General features: G+C 40.3%; 23 protein-coding genes. 3 read left to right on the forward strand and 20 right to left on the reverse strand.

The annotated features are described in order from the left end of the window. Positions 1 to 36: 36 nt before the first annotated feature. From KQ486_RS11230 to KQ486_RS11275, 10 genes are all read right to left on the reverse strand, one after another. Positions 37 to 240, reverse strand: coding sequence for a hypothetical protein (locus KQ486_RS11230; RefSeq protein WP_216687674.1), 204 nt, complete (start codon positions 238 to 240; stop codon positions 37 to 39). After that, a complete protein-coding gene (locus tag KQ486_RS11235; protein WP_216687675.1) occupies positions 212 to 781 on the reverse strand; it encodes a type 4a pilus biogenesis protein PilO in 570 nt (189 codons plus the stop codon). The genes KQ486_RS11230 and KQ486_RS11235 overlap by 29 nt, the downstream gene beginning before the upstream one ends. After that, positions 778 to 1,311: a PilN domain-containing protein gene (locus KQ486_RS11240; protein ID WP_216687676.1), complete on the reverse strand. Its 534-nt coding sequence runs from the start codon at positions 1,309 to 1,311 to the stop codon at positions 778 to 780. Before KQ486_RS11240 ends, KQ486_RS11235 begins: the two co-directional genes overlap by 4 nt. Then, on the reverse strand, positions 1,312 to 2,289 hold the full coding sequence (pilM, locus tag KQ486_RS11245; RefSeq protein ID WP_216687677.1) for a type IV pilus biogenesis protein PilM: 978 nt from the start codon (positions 2,287 to 2,289) through the stop codon (positions 1,312 to 1,314). An 11-nt stretch (positions 2,290 to 2,300) separates the two neighbouring features. Continuing rightward, the gene (locus tag KQ486_RS11250) at positions 2,301 to 3,059 is read right to left on the reverse strand and encodes a prepilin peptidase (protein ID WP_216687678.1); all 759 of its coding nucleotides are present in this window, start codon (positions 3,057 to 3,059) and stop codon (positions 2,301 to 2,303) included. Between the two features lie 78 nt (positions 3,060 to 3,137). Beyond that, entirely contained in the window at positions 3,138 to 3,614 is a 477-nt protein-coding gene (locus KQ486_RS11255) for a type II secretion system protein (RefSeq protein ID WP_216687679.1), read from the reverse strand. 86 nt (positions 3,615 to 3,700) lie between these two features. Beyond that, the gene (locus tag KQ486_RS11260) at positions 3,701 to 4,909 is read right to left on the reverse strand and encodes a type II secretion system F family protein (RefSeq protein ID WP_216687680.1); all 1,209 of its coding nucleotides are present in this window, start codon (positions 4,907 to 4,909) and stop codon (positions 3,701 to 3,703) included. Positions 4,910 to 4,924: 15 nt separating this feature from the next. Next, complete coding sequence (locus KQ486_RS11265; protein WP_216687681.1) at positions 4,925 to 6,583, reverse strand: GspE/PulE family protein; 1,659 nt, start codon at positions 6,581 to 6,583, stop codon at positions 4,925 to 4,927. Positions 6,584 to 7,011: 428 nt separating this feature from the next. Then, positions 7,012 to 7,533 (reverse strand): hypothetical protein, encoded by a 522-nt coding sequence (locus KQ486_RS11270; protein WP_216687682.1) that lies wholly within the window; start codon positions 7,531 to 7,533, stop codon positions 7,012 to 7,014. Beyond that, a complete protein-coding gene (locus KQ486_RS11275; protein ID WP_144162160.1) occupies positions 7,530 to 7,946 on the reverse strand; it encodes a type IV pilus modification PilV family protein in 417 nt (138 codons plus the stop codon). Before KQ486_RS11275 ends, KQ486_RS11270 begins: the two co-directional genes overlap by 4 nt. 46 nt (positions 7,947 to 7,992) lie before the next feature. Here KQ486_RS11275 and KQ486_RS11280 point away from each other — a divergent pair, with 46 nt between their 5' ends. Beyond that, a complete protein-coding gene (locus tag KQ486_RS11280) occupies positions 7,993 to 9,474 on the forward strand; it encodes a prepilin-type N-terminal cleavage/methylation domain-containing protein (RefSeq protein ID WP_216687683.1) in 1,482 nt (493 codons plus the stop codon). A 451-nt stretch (positions 9,475 to 9,925) separates the two neighbouring features. On the opposite strand, the gene KQ486_RS11285 is transcribed toward KQ486_RS11280, so the two are convergent. From KQ486_RS11285 to KQ486_RS11305, 5 genes are all read right to left on the reverse strand, one after another. After that, the gene (locus tag KQ486_RS11285; protein WP_216687684.1) at positions 9,926 to 10,795 is read right to left on the reverse strand and encodes a DNA-3-methyladenine glycosylase family protein; all 870 of its coding nucleotides are present in this window, start codon (positions 10,793 to 10,795) and stop codon (positions 9,926 to 9,928) included. Positions 10,796 to 10,844: 49 nt separating this feature from the next. Next, entirely contained in the window at positions 10,845 to 11,135 is a 291-nt protein-coding gene (locus tag KQ486_RS11290; protein ID WP_216687685.1) for a hypothetical protein, read from the reverse strand. A 24-nt stretch (positions 11,136 to 11,159) separates the two neighbouring features. Beyond that, positions 11,160 to 11,939, reverse strand: coding sequence for a delta-lactam-biosynthetic de-N-acetylase (pdaA, locus tag KQ486_RS11295; RefSeq protein WP_216687686.1), 780 nt, complete (start codon positions 11,937 to 11,939; stop codon positions 11,160 to 11,162). Between the two features lie 105 nt (positions 11,940 to 12,044). Then, positions 12,045 to 13,358, reverse strand: a complete 1,314-nt coding sequence (locus KQ486_RS11300; protein ID WP_144162142.1) for a Na+/H+ antiporter family protein — start codon at positions 13,356 to 13,358, stop codon at positions 12,045 to 12,047. Between the two features lie 209 nt (positions 13,359 to 13,567). After that, positions 13,568 to 13,954, reverse strand: a complete 387-nt coding sequence (locus KQ486_RS11305; RefSeq protein WP_144162139.1) for an OsmC family protein — start codon at positions 13,952 to 13,954, stop codon at positions 13,568 to 13,570. A gap of 106 nt (positions 13,955 to 14,060) precedes the next feature. On the opposite strand from KQ486_RS11305, the gene KQ486_RS11310 reads away from it, so the two are divergent. Then, the gene (locus tag KQ486_RS11310) at positions 14,061 to 15,236 is read left to right on the forward strand and encodes an MFS transporter (protein ID WP_144162136.1); all 1,176 of its coding nucleotides are present in this window, start codon (positions 14,061 to 14,063) and stop codon (positions 15,234 to 15,236) included. Positions 15,237 to 16,000: 764 nt separating this feature from the next. On the opposite strand, the gene KQ486_RS11315 is transcribed toward KQ486_RS11310, so the two are convergent. From KQ486_RS11315 to KQ486_RS11325, 3 genes are all read right to left on the reverse strand, one after another. Further along, positions 16,001 to 16,849, reverse strand: a complete 849-nt coding sequence (locus tag KQ486_RS11315; protein WP_144162133.1) for a YihY/virulence factor BrkB family protein — start codon at positions 16,847 to 16,849, stop codon at positions 16,001 to 16,003. Positions 16,850 to 16,946: 97 nt separating this feature from the next. Next, complete coding sequence (locus KQ486_RS11320) at positions 16,947 to 17,207, reverse strand: YtxH domain-containing protein (RefSeq protein ID WP_144162130.1); 261 nt, start codon at positions 17,205 to 17,207, stop codon at positions 16,947 to 16,949. Beyond that, positions 17,207 to 17,692, reverse strand: coding sequence for a low molecular weight protein-tyrosine-phosphatase (locus tag KQ486_RS11325; RefSeq protein ID WP_144162127.1), 486 nt, complete (start codon positions 17,690 to 17,692; stop codon positions 17,207 to 17,209). The genes KQ486_RS11320 and KQ486_RS11325 overlap by 1 nt, the downstream gene beginning before the upstream one ends. Before the next feature lie 188 nt (positions 17,693 to 17,880). On the opposite strand from KQ486_RS11325, the gene KQ486_RS11330 reads away from it, so the two are divergent. Continuing rightward, on the forward strand, positions 17,881 to 19,236 hold the full coding sequence (locus KQ486_RS11330; RefSeq protein ID WP_216687687.1) for an alanine/glycine:cation symporter family protein: 1,356 nt from the start codon (positions 17,881 to 17,883) through the stop codon (positions 19,234 to 19,236). 63 nt (positions 19,237 to 19,299) lie between these two features. On the opposite strand, the gene KQ486_RS11335 is transcribed toward KQ486_RS11330, so the two are convergent. Together KQ486_RS11335 and KQ486_RS11340 are read right to left on the reverse strand one after the other, a co-directional pair. Further along, complete coding sequence (locus KQ486_RS11335; RefSeq protein ID WP_216687688.1) at positions 19,300 to 19,965, reverse strand: SOS response-associated peptidase; 666 nt, start codon at positions 19,963 to 19,965, stop codon at positions 19,300 to 19,302. 147 nt (positions 19,966 to 20,112) lie between these two features. Then, positions 20,113 to 20,838: a lysophospholipid acyltransferase family protein gene (locus KQ486_RS11340; RefSeq protein WP_274236792.1), complete on the reverse strand. Its 726-nt coding sequence runs from the start codon at positions 20,836 to 20,838 to the stop codon at positions 20,113 to 20,115. Positions 20,839 to 20,896 lie beyond the last annotated feature (58 nt).

Below are 20,896 nucleotides of genomic sequence, written 5' to 3' on the forward strand. Positions count from 1 at the left end.
AACCCTGAAGATTGCTACTTTAACACTGAAGAAAACCTATTTAACACTGAAGAAACCGAAATAAACACTGAAGTTCGCTCCATTAACACTGAAGCTCAACAAGGTTTGGGTGAAATTCCGCTGTTTGACTCCATTAGTCGCGAGCATATCTCCATTATCAATAGTAAAAGAACCAAAAAAAGCTGAGTGATCGATTACGAGAATCGACTGCTCAGCTTTCTTCTTGTTCCTCTTCCCCATTCACGAGTTCACCAGTTCCATAGATGATGACGCCAGCCTGGAAGCTAATTTCTTCAGCGTCCTGCTCTTGGTAAGTCAATCGGCTTACTTGAATGATTCGTTCTTCGGATTCCAATTGTTGAATGAATCGTTCAATGGCACGTATCGAATTGGCTTGTCCATTCAGTGTCACGGTCTGCTGGATGATTTCTTGATCTTCGAATACGGCTGCTGGTTCTTCAAAAAGGTACTCTTCAATTGAAAGACGCTCCCCGTTTGCTGCGCGTTCGACCGTTTGTACAAATCCTTTTTCATTCAATCCCTCTGGCAATTGAACGAGTAAATCATCAATCGTAATTGCTTCCATATCTTCTTGCTTATTCTTTGCTTGCTTAAGCGCTTCTTCTCGCTGTTCTTCAATCTTCAGTTTTTCATTCGCACGGTTTAATTCGTCCGCTTGACTACTATAATAAAAAAAGTAAAATGCCGTCCCACCTACAATGAGTAGGGCCATCCAAATGAGGATGATTTTGATTTGACTTGGCTGAAGCTTTATTTTCATGACGATTCACCTGCTTCAATTTGCATCGTATAAGTTGCGGAGTAATAATCTTCTTCTGGAATTGCCAAAATTGAGTGTAGTAACACATCATTCACGCCTTGAACCGCTCTCAATTGATTCAAGTATTGTGTCGCTTGGTGGCTCGTACGTACGTTTATTGAGACTTCAATAGAGTTATCAATATACGTAAACTGTTCAATCGCTGCTGAACTTGGCAATTGATTGGAAATTTCCTGAATGGATGAGCTAACCTCCGGATGTAACGGCAAAACTTGATCGATATAGTTTTTCCGTTGCTGAAGTTCGCTATCATTCACCGGGCCTTCCACTTGTTCCATCAAAGCTTGGTTCAATTGCTCCTGTTGCTGAATACGGTTTTCGACTGAGCTTATTTCACTACCTTGTTGCCAGGCGAGTAAAAAACAGATGGCAACCGCTAATACAGTCGTTATCGTCAATAACGCACCAACGAGAAAAGATCCTTGATTTTTCGGTTCTCTTTTACGTAATAGATTAATTTCGGCTGCCATCTATATCCCTGCTCTCATTGCTAGCCCTAGTGCCTGATGAAAACGCTGTTCGACCTTCAAACCCTTTGGTCCGGAAAAATGGTCTACATCCAATTCAATCACCGGGATTTCATAAAGCTCTTCCAATTGGCTATGAATCTCACTTAAAAATGGTGTGTCACCAACCAATGCCATTTTCGTAAATTGCTTTTTACCATCATTCATAGAATAACGGTAGAATCGTTGAATTCGTTCAATCTCCGTGTTGATTTCACTGAATTGCTCCATTACCTCTTGGCGGCTAAAATCCTCTTTATGCAATGTTGGTCCATAGCTTTGTGGATCCGTCGTGTCATCGAATAACGAAAACTGTTGGATAAAAATTGGATTGCCATCTTCTATTGCGGTGAAAACGACATTTTCTACATGGTATTGGATTAACAATAACTCATCCGACGATTCAAGAAGTTGCTGTTCCTCGAAAAGACGATAATAATTCAACGGTGAAATATCGATCGAAACAAGCTTTAAACCTACCTCTTGAAAGCAAGTGGAATAGTCATGGACAAGTTCTTCATCTGTTGAAATCATGACAATTTCCTTTTCATCCGTGGTGTCTTCTTCATTGTTTGTCCCTAAAGAAAGAATTTCAATCACCGGTTGGTCAAACGGCAAATGAATCGACTCACCTAACGCAAAGGTTACGTATTGCTGAATTTCATCCTCAGCAACCGTCGAAGGAATGGACTGTTTTCGAATAATAACCGCTGCATCAGGCATCGTCATTCTGATCTGTTTACGTTTCAAGCGCCATTTTTTGGACAGCATGCGAATAATCTTTAAAAACTCATCTCGGTCTTCAATCATTCCATTCGAAATAATTCCACGCGAAATATAATGCTCGCCGAATTTCACGATCTTTCTTGTTTCTGCATTCCATTCAACGAATCGAATGACATAGTCTTTAATTTCCAAGTTGATGAATAGATTGTTTTTCATGTTTTCACCTTTTAGTAGAAGAATGTTGTAACATACCACTCAATCATCGAATCGCCATAAAAATAGGCCAATAAGGCACCGAGTGCAATAAACGGACCAAACGCAAAAGGTATTCCTCGCTTGATCTTCCCAAGTGGCATTAATATCAAGCCAACGATCGTACCGAGAAATGCGGCCAATAGTAAAGATAGAATCGTATTTTGCAAACCGAGCGCGAGACCAAGGACCGCATATAATTTAATGTCGCCACCACCCATGCCTCCACGACTGATGACTGCCAGAATCAGTAATAATAAGAACCCTACCACTGCACCAAGGTAGGCATCATACCAAGGATCCGTTGGAATGAATATGCGTAATGTCCCGATTAATATAAAGAAAAAAATGAGTACCCGATCGGGAATTAATTGTGTATGTAGATCAGAAATCGAAATAATGATCAATAAACTGATTAAACTCCAAGCGTTTAATAGATTCCAATCAAATCCTATCTGATAAAAGGCAAATACGAATAATGCTGCTGTCAACGCTTCAAAAAATGGGTAGATCGGTGAGATTTTCGACCGACAGTTTCGGCACTTTCCACCAAGTGCGATATACGAAAAAACTGGGATGAGTTCAAGTGGTGTTAAACGGTGTTGGCAGTTTGGACAATGGGATGGCGGGTGGACGATTGACTCTCCATTTGGAACGCGTAAACCTACCACATTATAAAAAGAGCCCAAGATTAACCCAAGGACCGCTATGTAAAGATAAATTCCTATGATCAAAAGCCATCATTCCTGACTAGGTTAATAGGAAGCGCGGCGTAATGCCGCGCTTTTAATCAAATCCTATCTGCGTTTATCTTAATTTCCATCGCCTGTAGAAGTACCATCAACAGTTGTACTATCAGATTCATTTATATCATTAATAGTAGCTTTTTCAAAAGTAACTGTCACACCATCAATCTCACCAGTTCCAGTTATAGTAATCTCATCATCGCTATTTACGCCAAAGGTTGGAAAAGCAGTGTTAGTTGTATTGTCTGAGGCTACCCACTCAAATCCATCCCGATCCTTAACATATTCACCTTCAATCTCACTATGAGCCAAATCAGATATTGCATCATCAGACAGATCGTTAGTTACTGAATACAATTCAACTGCATTAATCGTGTTAATCGCTGTAGACTTAATACTACTCTCCTTCGAATCATCAATCACCCCTGCAATTGCCGGAACAGCAATCAATGCAATAATCCCCAAAATAACGAGTACTGCTAACAACTCAACAAGTGTGACCCCTTTTGAATTGCTGACGCGCTTTCTTAAAATAGCTTGCATGAAATCCTCTCCCTTAAATAATTTAATTATATTCAAACATCGATAAGGTTATAGCGCGGTAGTTATCGATGTGATGAAAAACTTGGTTAATTAATTTGATTAAACAGCTCAAACATTGGCATGATGATCGATAAGATGATCGTACCAACGACTACGGATAAAGTGATGATCAGCAATGGTTCCAATAATGATTTCAGCTGATCGTTAGCTGTTTCCAAATCTTCTTCGTAAAAGCTTGCAACTTGTTTTAACATGTCTGGCAGTGAGCCGGTTCGTTCGCCGACGGCAATCATTTCAGTGAACATATATGGGAATGCCCAGTGCTGCTTCAGTGGTTCTGCGAAAGACCCACCTTGGATAAGCGAATGTCTTGTCCGCACAAGGGCTTGCTTGAAAATGCGATTGCTCGTCGTGTTTTCAGTCAGCTCCATTGCCTGGATAATCGGAACCGAATTTCCTAGCAGAGAGCTCATCGACCGGGCAATCGATGCTAAGTTTGATTTAACTAATATACTGCCAATGACAGGTAGTTTTAATAAAAATCGTTCCATCTTTATCCCAGTATTTTCTTGATGAAATAAGTAATAAATTAATGAAATAATACCAATTATTAGAATTAATAGCAACCACCAAAAGTTGCCGACAAAGTCACTTGCTCCGAGTACAAATTTTGTTACACTCGGCAGCTCCGCTTCGTACGAATTAAACATCGCGACGAATTGTGGAACGACATAGATTAATAGAAATACAACAACGGCAATGGCGACGACTAGCACGGTAACTGGATAAGCAAAAGTTGATTTCATCCTCTGACTCGTCTGGTGCTGTTTATGATAGTAATCCGCTAATGCATTCAGTGTCGGTTCGAGTGATCCGCTCTCTTCTCCGCTATGAATCATATTCCGAAAGAATTCCGAGAAGATCTTTGGGTGATTTGCCATTGCTTGTGTCAATGACTTTCCTTGACGGAGATCAATTTCGATATAATACAGCGCTTTGTGAAAATATTTATTTTTCGTTTGTTCTCTTAATAGGTAAATTGCTTCAACAATGGTCAGTCCCGCTTTCAGTAAAGCTTGGAATTGCCTCAGAAAAACGACGAATTCACGCGGTTTAACGATTTTACCAAAATGAAGATCCTTGTTCCAGATTGTTTCTTTTATTTCATTAATGGCTTCAATTTTATAGCCTTGATCTCTTAGCATCTTTCTTGCTTGCTCTTTGTTATAGGCTTCAAGTTTCCCTTTTTCAACTTTTCCTTCGATATCAAATACGGTATAGCGGAACGATGCCATGATCGATGCCCCCAATTATTCTTGAGCGACTCGGAAGACTTCTTCGGTCGTCGTAAGTCCTTGTTTTACTTTGTGTAATCCATCCTCGAACAAATAGGTAAACCCTTTCTGTCTCGCTAATTGTTCAATATGAACGGATGTTTTTTCATTTAATATCGCTTCCCGGATCTCATCATCAATGTATAACACTTCATGGATCGCTGTTCTGCCACGATAGCCTGTCTGATTACATGACGGACAGCCGGCACCCCGTTTGATTGCCTCTATCTCTATATTATACTTACTAAAAATAGCTTTTTCCCGAATTGATGGTTCAACAACCCGTACGCATTCACGACAAACCGTCCTCACTAAACGCTGTGCAACAACACCATTGATGGAGGATCCAATCAAAAATTGCTCGACACCGATGTTTTTCAATCGGTCGATCGCTCCAATCGAATCATTTGTATGAAGCGTACTAAGGACTAAGTGTCCTGTAATTGACGCTCGAACTGCCATGTTTGCCGTTTCTTGGTCACGAATTTCACCGAGCATGATAATATCCGGATCTTGTCGGAGGATCGCCCGCAAACCATTCGCAAACGTTAGATCAACTTTCGGATTGACTTGAATTTGATTAATGCCATCCAATTGGTACTCTACCGGGTCCTCGACAGTGATGATGTTGATCGATTCATCGTTTAACCGAGTTAGTGCGGCATACATGGTTGATGTTTTTCCAGAGCCGGTTGGTCCAGTCAATAGCACAATGCCAAAAGGTTCTTCAATCATCTTGATGAACTTCTCATAATTTTTTTCAGAGAAGCCGAGTTCTTCCAAGTTGTTTGAAGTAGCTGCGGTATCAAGCACCCGGATAACGACTTTTTCACCAAAAATGGTTGGTAAAGTACTGACTCGAAAGTCGACCTTTCTTCCTTCAATCTTCATTTTGATCCGTCCGTCTTGCGGGATCTTTTGTTCCGTGATGTCAAGCCCGGCCAAAATTTTCACTCGGGTGATCATCGACGCTTGTACACCTTTAGAAAATGTTTGCTCTGTCCTTAACGCTCCATCAATACGAAGCCGGACGAACACTTTCATTTCTTGGGGATCAATATGAATATCACTCGCCTTTTGGACAACGGCTTGCTGGAAAAGCTGGTTTAAAATTTTTACGATTGGCGAACTGGCTTCTTCCATCGTTAAATCATGAACCGCTTCTTCTCGAAATTGCTCTTCCAGTTCTTCGGTAAAATCTTCTTGTTCATAAAGTGTTAAAATCGCTTGTCGTATTTCATCTTTGACGACAATTACAGGCTCGACTTCAAATCCAGTCATTAACCGGACATCGTTGAGTGTAAAATAATCCAATGGATCGGAAATGGCCAGAAAGAGTTTGTTTTTTTCACGCTTTAATGGAACAATATTTTTTTCCTGGACATACTCTTTTGGAATCAACTTCAATAATGTCTGATCGAAAGGATAATTGTGTAAACGAATATGCGGATAACCCAGCTGCTCTTCCAGCAATTCAGCAACTTGAACATCTGTGATTAAGTTTTGCTCAGTCAAATAGTCTCCGAGTTTTTGACTGGAGTCTTTCTTTTCAAGCGCTTCATTCAATTGTTCTTCGGAAATCAACCCAGCTTGAACAAGTAATTCCCCGAGTCGAAGCTTCGTTTTCTTGACCACTTGTCATTCCCCTTAAATTGTCATCTTTTATGTGACTTTTAGAGCTATATCTAGTAGTTTTATATTATATTACACTTTATAATTACATTATACTAAAGTACTATGTTTAAATCGAGGTTATTCAATAAATAAATATATTTTCCTTGACTATAATCGACGTTTCACGCTTATTGAGATGTGTAGGGCAATCATGATTTTCCCCATCGTATTGCTGGGTCTTTTTCCTACCCCCCGCAAATGCTAAGCAGGCGTTTCACAAGCGAGGGTAAATTTTGTGGTAAAAAAACCTGCAAACAAACATTTCATTTCATCGTGCTTATCTTGAGTAATAAGAGAAGTGGGGTTACTATGGAGACTCTAGTATTCTTGCTAGTGGAACTGTGGGAAGATTCCACGCTCGAAATCTCAAAATCGAGGTTCATCCTGGTTTACGAGGCTTCATCCTCAATAGCAACTTGGATGGTTTTCATTTCTTCCACTAGGTGATTGGAACGATAATCTCCATTGATGGTTGGCGCAACGGCATAGTTGACAACAATGTTTTGACCGTTCGCTATCTTGATGTCTGATATGGAGATCCGGTAGCGGATTTGGTCAGTCATTGAAATTTCAACACCATCAATCAAACCGTTTTTCCTGAATTCATTTTCCAGTGAGTTTTTGAATTGGCGAACGATCACATGATGATTTGGTGCGCTGTCTAAATTTCCTAACCAAGTTTCAATTTCGCCTGAAGCGACTTCTTCACTTTGTATAATCGCATTTTCCATATATGTAAGACCCATGTCTTCCAACTTCGAACGCTGTACACTTTCTTCGGTTCGTTGATATTGTTCGATACTGCCTAAAATATTTGAAATAATTGGTGGGGTGATGATTCCGATGACGGTGATGATCAACAGTACGATAACTAATGCTGCACCGTTTTCGTTTTTATGAAATTGACTCATTGATTCCCCTCCAGTTCTATATACCCATATAATTGGGCTGATAAACGACTTGATTCAGAAGGTGGTTTTTCTGCATAAATCTTGATGAGGATACGTGTAAGTCCGTACTCAATTTCTGTTGGGTCATGATCTGATTGGGGAACCATCTCGATTATAGGATAATAATTTTGCTGATTTTCTTCAATGGGTCCCCATTCTTCATCAATCAATTGGGGATCAGCTTTTACTTCCGTCAAAACACGCTCAGCAACATTGATCGCTGTCAGTTCGTCTTCCGCCTTCTGAGACATTAAAATAGATTGTGGAAAAAAACTCATGAAACCGATCAAGACGATACTCAGAATTGTGATTGCACCGAGAATTTCTATTAAAGTCATTCCTTGGTCATTATACATAAAGTTTAGACGTTTCATTCGTGCACCTCTTTTAATACTAGCTTAATAGAAAATGGGTGATGATATGTTCAAAAACCACTTAGATAATCAGAAAGGAATCACATTAGTTGAAGTTCTCGCAGTTCTTCTATTGCTTTCTATTATCTTAACACTTTCGTTCTCAATTTTCATTAATGTCGTCGAACAGAACGCTCGGTCAACTTCTCATGTGAATGTTCGCCAAGAAGCCAATCTTGTGATTAGCCAGATTCGGAACAAGCATCACACAGAAGAGAGTGAAGAGTACGCTTTGTGCTTAGAAGATGTCCAGCCAAGTCAACAATTCGAGTTTGATTCGTTCAGTATAGATGGAACTCCTTTTGAAAATTGCCAGAACAAAAACCCTCATGAAGATCTGCTCGTGAGCTTTACCTTATTGGATGAATTTGACAATGATTTCACCATCGATACAACTATTGAAGCGAAGAAGGAAATTATAGAAAAAAGTAAAGTAAGTATCTCTTTGCCGAGCTTTCAGAGAGATTTCTATACTTATCTGAAAGAGGAAAATGTATTTGTCTATGGAGCTGGTATAGATATTGGTGGTGGAAATAACGTTAAAAGCCATGGTGGTGAGGGACAAATCGTGATTGATAACTCTAACAAGAAAGATTTAGAATTTACTAGAGGTGGACAGACTGTATCTGTACCTAAAATCTATATTGATAAAACTGGGAATACAATCCGTTATAAAGGTGGTTCAGGCATGGGAGAATCAGGAATCACCGAATTAATTAGTATCAAAGGGGATTTGGAGATTAAGTATGGCAATCCGAAAATCATTTCAAAGGAAATCTTCATTGATGGATCAATAATCTTTGATGGAAGTGCAAAAATTGAGTCTCAAGAAAAAACATATATAAAAGGAAATGTAGTAATAAATAACGGTAATCCTACATTAAGTTCAAAGGAAGTCTATATTGATGGCAGTGTCACTTTTGATGGAAGCGGCCGTATTAATGCAGACAAAGTATATATTAGCGGCGATGTGAATTTCAATAAATGGGATACCTATATAAATGCAAAAGAAATCTATGTTGAAGGAAATGTTTACTCAGCGACAAACAATGATGCCCATAAAAACATCCCTCATGGCGAGTTCATTTCAAGCGACTTACCAAAACATCCGAAAATTCAAATCCCTAAGCTAAGAGGGGAAAATTGGTACTCGAACAACGGTTATGAACGTAAAGATACATTGGAAGATAATGTTAAAATTTTTACAAATGATTTCACTTTTCGTAAATTACAAGGCGAGGACCAGGACTATGACCTGAACAATGTCACTATTGTCAGTAAGGGAGACATCGATTTGAGTAATATGGGAGGAATCTCCCTCTCTGGAATTTTATTTGCACCGAACGGTAAAGTGATTTTTAAGGGAGAATCTTTTAAAGGTATGGTTATTGCAAAAGATGGATTCGATACAAGCCGCGGAGGAACAGATATAACGTTCAGGAACATTCAACATTATTTTTCTTCCTCAAAAGACGTTCCGTTTAAATAATAGAGGAAATGTGACTTAACTTTTATTATAATAAGACTCTGTGCATCAGGGCTATGCGCCCTATTTGAAATTATATGCTCCCAACATGCTGCGATATAAGCCGTATAAGAGAAGATATGTGACCAAGGCTAGATGATATGCGACCAAATTCAAGGTATATGAGTCTATAATTAAATAATATGAGCCGACCACAAAATAGGCTGCGGTTCTGATTATGATCCTATTGGAATCAGCGTTATGAACCGTATTTGAAATTATATGCTTCCAACATGCTGCGATATGATCCGTATAAGAGAAGAAATGTGGCCAATGCTAGAAGATATGCGACCAAATTAAAAATATATGAGCCCATAATCAAAATGTATGCGCCCAGCCACAAAATTCTTTTAATAAAACAAAACAAGAGACCAAGTCTTCAGACGACTTGGTCTCTCATCTTTTATCCGCTACCTTATTCTATACTTCTCCAAAGAGTAATGGCCGCATAACTCCGGTACGGCGCCCAATCCTCGGCTTTTTCTTCAATATAATCTTTCAATGGTTTCGTTTCCATTTTCCAAAGTCGCTTCAAAGCGTTTTGAAGCCCAATATCTGCTCCAGGCAAAAGATCATCACGACCTAGGCCGAACAGCAGCCAGCTTTGCACTGTCCAAGGACCAATGCCGCGAATGGCACCTAACTTCTTGAACACTTCTTCGTTCGTTAAGCGGCTAATTTCTTTCAAATCAAGCTCGCCATTTGCGATCATTCGTGACGTATCGATAACGTACTCGGCTTTACGCTGACTGAACTGAAGTTCCTTCAAGTCTTCATAGTCAAGTTCCGCAATCTTTTCTGGCGATGGATAGAACCAAGAACCGTCGATTTCTTTTCCATATGCTTTCACAAACCTCGAAGTCAATTCATACGAAAATCGCAAATTAAGTTGCTGATGTATTAATGTTTTCATTAATGAACCATACAAATCAAAATCGCGCACAATCGGCGTGCCTGGGTATGTGAAAAATAACAACGATAAATCGGTTCCTTGGAAATAATCATGAACTTCCTGTAGATCTTTATCCCACTGGAAAATATTTCGGATGTGCTCGAAGATGACATCTTGTTGTTCATCATGATCAGACATGACAGAGAAAACAGGCTTCTCGATCGTGCCCTCTGCTTTCACTCGAACAACACAATAATCGTCCTCAGCCAACTTCAACGGTACATCGACATATCGTTCTTTTTTATTTACTTGAATTAACGGATCTAGAGATAATCGCTTTAAAGCATAATCAAAATCGTATATCCCCGTCACGTGATAATATTCTTTCCACATTCATTTTCTCTCCCTTTTCAAACTATCCTATAGTTTACATGGTTAACAGCTAGCTGACAAAAAATTGATTTACTACATTAGCTGAGAAAGGAGCTTTGAAAAGAGCGAGCAAACATAATTCGGGTGGTGACTGTTGATAAGCGTTCTCTAACTGTTGATAAGCGACAGCTAACTGTCGATAAAACGCACCTGACTGTTGATAAGCGACAGCCAACTGTCGATAAAACATCCCTGACTGTTGATAAGCGACAGCTAACTGTCGATAAAACGTCCCTGACTGCTGATAAACGCCAGCTAACTGTCGATAAAGCGATCCTGACTGTTGATAAGCGCCAGCCAACTGTCGATAAAGCTGCCTCTCACCTTAAAACGGCACCAGTTCATCCCACAATAATTCATCGAGTGAAGCAAATTCATATCCTCTTTTTCGCAAATCATCAATTAAATGGCTAAGTGCTTCGGCGTTGTCTTCAGAGACGGCATGTAATAACACGATGGCGCCTGGATGAATTTGATCGATGACACCGCGATAGGCTTGCTCCCACCCTTTTTTCTCTCCTGTATTCCAATCAACTAATGCGACGGTCCAGAACACATTGACATAGCCTAGTTTATTCGTAAGGTCGAGTGTTCGTTCACTGAAGACGCCTTTGGCTGGTCGGAAAAATTTCACATGGTCTTGTGAGGTCACCTTTTTAACTTTTTCATCTAGTGTTTGAAGATCTTTTTTTACTTTGTCGTCACTTGCTTCTGTGTAATCCAGGTGTTTATCCGAATGATTTCCAATAATATGTCCTTCATTTACCATGCGTTTTGTCAGCTCTGGCTCATCATCGACATAATGGCCGGTCAAAAAGAATGTTGCCGGTACTTGTTTTTCTTTTAAAACGTCAAGAATCATTCCGGTGTAACCTTCTTCGTAGCCATTATCAAAGGTTAGATAAATTTTCTTCTCATCTGGATCACCCATATAATAACCATTATATTTTTCAATTAATGGGGCGTAGAAACCTAAGTCGGGCGGTGATTCTCCCTCACTTTTTTTATAACCATACCCATGAGATTCATTAGAGAGAGCTAAAATGGGCAAACTTTGTGCAATGACAAAAACAATGATTAAAAAAGCAGTTGATATTTTTTTCATAAAAAATCTTCCTCCTTCTCTGCCTATAGGTTTCGCAGAAAGAAGAAAAACCATTCAAAAAGGTTGGCATCCCTTTTGAAAAGAGAAACCAACCTAGTCTTCATTTTATAAGAATAAGGACGCGGCCCAACCGAAAATAAGCAATGGAATGTTGAAGTGGATGAATGTCGGTACACATGTATCCCAAATGTGATTGTGTTTTCCGTCGACATTCAAACCAGCAGTCGCGCCGAGTGTACTGTCAGATGCTGGTGAACCTGCGTCACCCAAGGCTCCAGCTGTACCAATCAGAACGGCGATCGCCATTGGTGAAAATCCAGCTGCTAAAGCAATCGGAACGTACAATGCCGCAATGATTGGAATCGTACCGAATGATGTACCAATTCCCATCGTGATTAGTAAACCGACAAGCAGTAAAATCATTGAGATTAATGCTTTGTTTCCTTCCAACATACCCGATGAGGCGTCTACTAATGCTTCGACAGATCCTGTCTGTTTTAAAACTTCACCGAAACCTGACGCAGCAAGCATAATAAATGCAATCATGCCCATCATACCGATCCCTTTTGCCATAACCTCTTCGCCGCGTTTAAACGGTACAGCGACCAATATAAACATAAGGAGCAATCCCGTTAAGGCGCCGAGTACCATTTCACCTGTTAGGATTTGTACCACTAACGCAGCAACAATGGCGATCAATGTCATAAAGTGTTTTGTTTCGAATTGGAAAGGTGCATCACTTTCTTCTGCTATGCTTGAAGCCGTCTCACTCGCTTGGATTTGGCTATAATCACGCTTTTTACGGTATGTGATGAATAGCGCAATTAGCAAACCGACAATCATTCCTGCTCCTGGAATCAACATGGCTTGAGTCACTTCATTCAATGAAAACTCAATGCCATTTTCAACCATGTTATCTCGGATGATTCCTTGGAATATCAATCCGAAGCCAATCGGTAGCATGACGTATGGAGCTTTTAACCCGAAGACCAAAGAAGTCGCTACGGCACGACGATCCAACTGCATTTTGTCGAACAAAGCAATTAATGGCGGGATTAAAATCGGAACAAACGCGATATGCACCGGCACTGCGTTCTGAGACAAGGATGCGATGAGAGCAATTGCGATTAACATAAACCCGCGCTTTCCTTTGACTGCCTTCCGTAAAAATTGAACAAGTCCTGTTGTGATACCTGTCAAACTAATGGCTACTGCAAATCCACCGAGCAACACGTAGCTGAGTGCTGTATTTGCACTTCCTCCCATGTTTTCGACGAATAATGCAACCGTATCTGCGAGCGACAAGCCGGACATGAGCCCTGCTGAGAGTGCTGAAATCACGATTGCCAAAAGTACGTTTACTTTCAATAAACTTAAAATAACCATGATTAATACTGAAGCGATGACAACAAATGCCATTGTAGTTCTCCCCTTTAACGATTCATCTCTTTATCTGTTTACTAGAGTAAAGGATTTCTTAAAGGAATACAACCCTTTTATCAAATTTATTCATTTTATTTTTAAATATGCTTTTAAGGGATGTGTTTTTCAGATCTTTTCGGATGAGCCGATACAAAAAAACTCATCCTAGCATTAGCTAGAATGAGTGTGTCAATCGTTTTATAACGTTATGCATCTACGACCTCTACTTTTTCTTCTACTTCAATTGTTGGTACAACGGATTGAACCATTGAACAGTTTTTCGAAGCAATCTCTAAACTTTTTTGTAATTTTTCTTGTTTCAAGTCTTTGCCTTTCACCTTAAATAACAGCGTCACTCTTTCGATGCGGTTGACTTCGTCTTCACTTCGAATGACGTCCGCTTCAACAGTCATTTCATCCCATTCGATCTTTTGCTTCGCCAAAATACGTTTATATACTAAGCTGCTGCAGCCTGCCAAAGATGAAACCATTAACTGGAATGGACGGAACCCTTCATTTTCATCTCCGGAAATCGTCAGTTCGCCTGCTGGTAGCTCACTTGTTATCTTTTCGTCAGTCACTGTAAATTTCATTCGAAACTCACCTATCCTTCTTTTTTCGTGATTTTCAATTGTATCTATTTTAACATAGAGAAGTAGTTCGTCATTCAATTTGCTTACAAACATTGGAGGATTGCATATGTCCTATTCCGCAAGAAGATTTGCCGTGCTCGTTGGGCTCGTCGGCATTTCGGGTTTTTCTCAAGGCTTACTTCTACCACTGATCTCAATCATTTTTGAGCAAAATGGCATTTCTTCCGCTTTAAACGGATTACATGCTACAGCATTATACATAGGTATTTTAATCGTTTCGCCATTTTTAGAACCACCACTACGTAAATTTGGCTATAAACCGGTCATTTTACTCGGTGGAGCCGTTGTATTTATCGCATTATTTTCATTTACGCTTTGGGAATCCATGTGGTTTTGGTTCGCTTTACGATTGCTCATCGGCATCGGGGACAACATCCTCCATTTCGGTACACAAACATGGATTACGACAACAACACCTGATCATAAACGCGGAACTTATATTGCCATTTACGGACTGATGTTTGGTTTGGGTTTCACGATTGGTCCATTATTTACCCAGTTAGTAGAAATCCATCAAAATCTTCCGTTTATAATAAGCTCTGTATTATGCCTGTTTGTTTGGCTATTTATGTTCTGGATTCGAAATGATTATCCAGTCGACGAGACAGAGTTTGATATTTCCTCTAATAATACATTAAAGCGTTTTACCAACGCGACGAAAATTGCTTGGATTGCCATGCTCGGACCGTTCGCTTATGGATTTTTAGAAACTGTTTTGCACAGTATCTTTCCGATTTACGCCATGCGTATTGGCATTGACGTAGCATTGATTTCGATTATCGTACCTTGCTTCGCTGGTGCAGGAATCATTTCCCAGATACCGCTCGGCACACTAAGCGATCGTATCGGCAGAAAGAAGATGTTAACGATTGTTTTATTTGGTGGGACCGCAATTTTCTTAGCGGGTACATGGTTCGACCAATATCTCATCGGATTGTTTGCTACATTCATTATGGCGGGACTTTTATTAGGTTCACTTTTTTCCCTAGGGATTGCTTATATGACGGATCTTTTACCAAAGATGCTCCTGCCTGCTGGGAATATTTTATGCGGTGCAGCGTTTAGTATCGGAAGCATCACTGGCCCAATTGTCGGCGGTTTTTATCTCGATTATTTTGCGAATCAATCCTTCTTCCTGATGCTTGCATTGTTTATGGCAGTCGTCAGTGTCATGATGTACTTCTTTGGTCCGAAAAAAATGAAAAAACCGATTAACGCTTAGCGCTTATTATAGAGATTCTATTTTTTGGGGCTGCCAATGATTAGATCACTTCTATTCGGAGATAGAGCTCATTTTTTGGTCGCTTCCTCCGATTAGAGCGCTTCTATTCGGGGGTAGAGCTCTTTTTTTGGTCGCTATCTCCGATTAGAGCGCTTCTATTCAGGGGTAGAGCTTTGTTTTTGGTCGCTACCCCCGATTTGAATGCTTCTATTCGGGGGTAGAGCTCATTTTCTGGTCGCTATCTCCGATTAGAGCGCTTCTATTCGGGGATAGAGCTCTTTTTCTGGTCGCTTCCTCCGATTAGAGCGCTTCTATTCAGGGGTAGAGCTCTTTTTTTGGTCGCTATCTCCGATTAGAGCGCTTCTATTCGGGGGTAGAGCTTATCTTTTGGGGCGCTACCGCCGATTTGAGCGCTCCTATTCAGGGATAGAGCTCACTTTTTGGGCGCTACATCCGATTAGAGCGCTTCTATTCAGGGGTACAGCTCTTTTTTTGATCGCTACCGCCGATTAGAGCGCTTCTATTCAGGGGTAGAGCTCTTTTTTTGATCGCTACCCCTGATTAGAGCGCTTCTATTCGGGGGTAGAGCTTATCTTTTGGACGCTACATCCGATTTGAGCGCTTCTATTCGGGGGTAGAGCTCTTTTTTTGGGCGCTACCTCCGATTTGAACGCTTCTATTCTGGAACGCAAAAAACAAACCCGAACGAAGGACTGTCCATCCTTTGTTCGGGTTTATTTCGATTAAAGCCATTTGCTTACTGGCTATTCCACTATCTGTTTTTTTCTTGAAAGCAGGCGGCGATTATTTCGATCAAGAATTGCGTTGACCTCACCACCGATAATAATCATCATGCCTGATAAAAATAACCATACCATCAACACGATGATCCCGCCGAGGCTGCCGTATGTCGCTGAATAGTTACCGAAATTGGAAACGTAGTAAGAGAATCCCCATGAAGTGAGCATCCAACCTATTGTCGCGACAGTAGCGCCAGGCAAGGTGTGCACAAGTTTCAGCTTTTTGTTTGGACCGATAAAAAATAGAATGGTTAACACGACAATCAAAATAAGTGCCGTCAATATCCAACGAATGATAAACCAGACTTCGACGAATTGTTCCGAGAGCCCAATCATCCCGAATACATTTTCACCAAGTACCCGGCCAAACACAGGAATCATCAGTGCAACGGCAATCAAAAATAAGACCAATAGCGTGAGGCCGATAGAAAGTGTTCTTGCAACAATAAACGAACGTGTTTCTTCGATTTCATAGGCACGATTAAACGACCGCAATAACGCATTGACACCGACGGATGCGGACCAAATCGTACCGATAATACTGAAAGATAATAAACCGCCTCCTCCGCCATCAATCACTTGCTGAACGTTATTTTGAATCAAATCTTGCGTATTCGGTGGTAAATACTCTTGGAGCATATTAAAAATGTCCTCTTGAGTAACCGGTAAAAATGAAACGAGTGATAGCAAAAAAATCAGTAATGGAAATAACGATAGCAAGAAAAAATAAGATAATTGAGCGGCAAGGCCAGTTACGTCATCATTACTGAATTCCGAAAACAGTTCCTTCCAAAATTGCTTTTCAAAAATCATTTTGTCACCTGCAATATCTATCATTTTTACTAACTAAAAAAAGTAACGATAAGTTTTTGAGAATAATACTCGTACTTATCGTTCACTATATGCATGTTTATTTACGGTTATCATACTTATTAAAGAATGACTCTAACTGATCCAGTTGTTGGATGACACGATCAGTGCCTCTTGTGACATCATGTAACTTTGTTCGTAATTGCGTGATGGCTTGTGATGGTTGTGAATACACTTGGCGCACTTCATTTTTCATGTTTCTTGAATAGTCTTTGACTTTTTCTCTCTCTTGGCGATCAATTAACGAAACCAACAGTCCAAGTGCAGCTCCAACTAACATACCTTTTTTCCATTTTTCCATTAGTATTCCTCCTGTAATGGTTCAAGTTTTACTTTTACATCGTTCAATAAATGTTGACAAGCTTCAAAAACTAATTCATATGTTTCGTCAAAATCTCCCGTAAAATACGGATCTGGTACGTTTTTCACTTTAGAATCCGGCACGAAATCCAATAATTTTTTTACGACGATATTTGTATCATCATCGATTTGTTTTCTTATGTTTTCCAAGTTATCGTCGTCCATTGGAATAATATAATCAAAATGAAGAAAATCTTCCTCGCTAATTTGCCGAGCAACGAGACCATTGGAATTGACGCCCGCATCCGTTAATTTTTTTATTGTTCCTTCATGTGGCGGTTCACCAACATGAAAATCGCCTGTTCCGGCAGAGTCGATGACGACTTGATCGTCCAACCCTTTTTCACTCACTAATTCTTGAAAAATTGCTTCTGCCATCGGTGAGCGACAAATATTTCCGAGACAGACAAATAATACTTTCACCATTCCATCACCTGCTTAATTATAATATAAAATAAAAACGTTACATTCATAATATCTATTTCCTTCGAATAGTGCTAGTAAACAAGTTTTTTTGAGTAAGTTCACAAATTATTCAAAAATTACTTGACATTTGCCTTGATTTTTCTGAAAATTTAGTTGATGACAAATTATCAAAAAAAGGAGGAATACGAATGGGACAGTTAAATGATATTCTCAGTAAGGCAAGTGACATTGTTTGGGGGATTCCCCTTCTTGTGCTGCTCGTTGGTACAGGACTTTACTTGACGATTCGTCTTGGTTTTCTGCAATTCCACAGCATGGGTTATGCACTTAAATTATCTTTTTCCAAAGGAAAGCAAGACAAAAAGTCAGATGGGGACATCTCTCACTATCAAGCATTGACAACTGCGATGGCGGCAACAATTGGTACCGGTAACATTGCCGGGGTTGCTACAGCTGTCGTGCTTGGGGGACCAGGTGCTGTTTTCTGGATGTGGATCACGGCATTAGTCGGTATGGCGACCAAATATGCAGAAGCATTACTGGCCGTTAAATACCGTGTCCAAAGTAAAGATGGAACGATGTCTGGTGGCCCGATGTATTACTTGGAAAGAGGCTTGAACGCCAAATGGCTCGGTGTACTCTTCGCTTTATTCGGAGCCATTGCTGCATTCGGTATCGGAAACATGGTGCAGTCGAACTCGGTTTCTGACGTTCTTGGCAGTAATTTTAATGTTCCTGGTTGGATTACAGGTGTTGTGCTGGCAGTATTAGCTGGTTTGGTCATTATCGGTGGAATCAAAAGTATCGGAAAAGTCACCGCTTTTTTTGTACCGATTATGGCTGCTCTTTACCTCTTAGGTGGAATCATCATTCTTATTGTAAACTTTGACCTAGTCCCGACAGCGCTCGGTTTGATCTTCACAGATGCCTTTACTGGTAACGCAGTTGCTGGTGGCGCGATCGGTGCTGTCATTCGTTATGGGGTTGCTCGTGGGGTCTTCTCTAACGAAGCTGGTTTAGGTTCTGCTCCGATTGCGGCAGCTGCTGCAAAAACGGATTACCCAGCTCGTCAGGCGTTAGTTTCCATGACACAGGTATTAATTGATACGATCATCGTGTGTTCTGTTACAGGAATTACAATCGTTATGGCCGGTTCGGAATTTTTCGCAGGAGGATATGATGGAGCGGATCTAACATCTGCTGCATTCGGACACTTCCTAGGAGATTTCGGTAGCTACATTGTTGCGATTGGTCTCGTATTCTTCGCATTCTCTACCCTGCTCGGTTGGTCATACTATGGGGAGAAATGTTTCAACTACTTGACCAATGAACGTGGTTTGGTTGGTTATCGTGTTGTCTTTATCACATTAATTTTCGTTGGGGCAGTCGCACAACTACAAACCGTTTGGGTTTTTGCAGACGTGATGAATGGTCTTATGGCCTTCCCGAACTTAATCGGATTACTCGGACTATCTGGAATTGTCGTCGCAGAAACAAGACGATTCTCATCCGTTGCCAAAGAAGAACGAAGGAAAGCCAGTTAACCGAATATACATGAAACAGCCAGTCTTGGGTCGAGCCAAGACTGGCCTTTTTATGCTTCAGATTTATGTCGCCAAGGGAGCAATGCAGTTTTCATCGTTATTTTTAGGAGAATTGACGTAAGAATCGACTTCATAGCGATCGAATGTGACATCGTCTAATGATAACAACCAATCACGCATTTCCGTCGCATCTTTTTGCTCATACGAAATCCATTCTTGTTCGTGGGATTTTGGCAATATGACTGGCATACGATGATGAATTGGTTGCATAAAGGCATTCGAGTCTTTTGTTAAAATCGTACATGTAATGTATTCTTGATCACCTTCTCGATAGCGATCCCACAAGCCTGCAAATGTAAAGAGCTGCTGATCATCCCGAAAAATCCGTTGCGGCTTTTTCGTTCCATCCTCTTTCATCCATTCATAAAAACTATCTGCCACAATCAAACAGCGTCTTCGCTCCATCAACCGTTTAAAGCTCGGCTTTTCATTCGCAGTTTCCAAGCGCGCGTTAATCATCTTACTGCCAATGGATAAATCTTTTGCCCATGAGGGTACCAATCCCCAGCGCATCGTCCCTCCCCGATTTTTCTGACCATCATTTACAATTGTCAGCACTTTTTGTGTCGGAGCAATATTATAGCTAGGATCCCAATCCAGCAACTCATCTAAATCAAACGTTTCCATGATTTCTTCTGGTGAAGCAGTTAACGTAAAGCGACCGCACATACGAGCACCTCTCTTTTAATCAAGTCAATTCCAGCCCTGATCGACCGGTGGTTTTGCTTCTGGTCCTCTTTGAAACATCGATTGCTTGTTGAACATTTTGCATCTGAACATATATCCATTCGCCGTGAGTTATATCAACCGATCGACCTACGCTGTCGTCTGGTCCATCGCCTCTTGGATTCGTTTTTTCGTTTCATCTGCTAGCTCGTCGAGACTCAAGTTTTCATATTCCTCAGGCATAATCGGGTCACAAACCGTCAAGTAAACCTTTCCTTTACGAATCCGATTGTTGTTAACTTCCATAATGTTATACGTGCCATTTACCATCACTGGTTGGATGGGAACATTCGCCTTTTTAGCCAAGGATAAACTTCCACTTTTAAATTCAAGCAGTTCATCACTTCTCGCTCGTGTACCTTCAGGAAAAATTAATAGGCTATGTCCTTCTTTCAGCAACTCAATTCCTTGTTTAAATGTTTTTAAAGATTGACGACGATCTTTTCGGTCTAAAAACAGGCAGTCCATTTTCTCCATCCACGTGCGAGCAATTGGAATCTTTTTCACTTCAATTTTTGAAATAAAGCCAAATGGTTTCTTCAAGAAACCGAGAAGCGCAAAGATATCAAAGTTTCCTTGATGATTCGATACGAACAATACTTGTGAGTCACAAAGTTTATCTTCCCCATTAACGACAATCTTGCTTCCAGTAGACTTAAAAATCTTCCTCCCGATTTTTTTCGGACGTTTATGCACGATTTCATTATATTCTTCACGACCATAGTTCTTTTTGTCCATCTTCTGTATTTTCTTCAATCTTGGAACAGATCGAAGCACTAAATAAATGCTCACGATCAGTGTTTTTAATGTGCGCACCTTTATCCATCCCTCTTTGTTGTATGATTTAATAATTATCGAACGATTCACCTTTAAT

It is taken from the genome of Allobacillus halotolerans (genome assembly GCF_018967645.1).
GTDB classification, from domain to species: Bacteria; Bacillota; Bacilli; order Bacillales; family Alkalibacillaceae; genus Allobacillus; species Allobacillus halotolerans.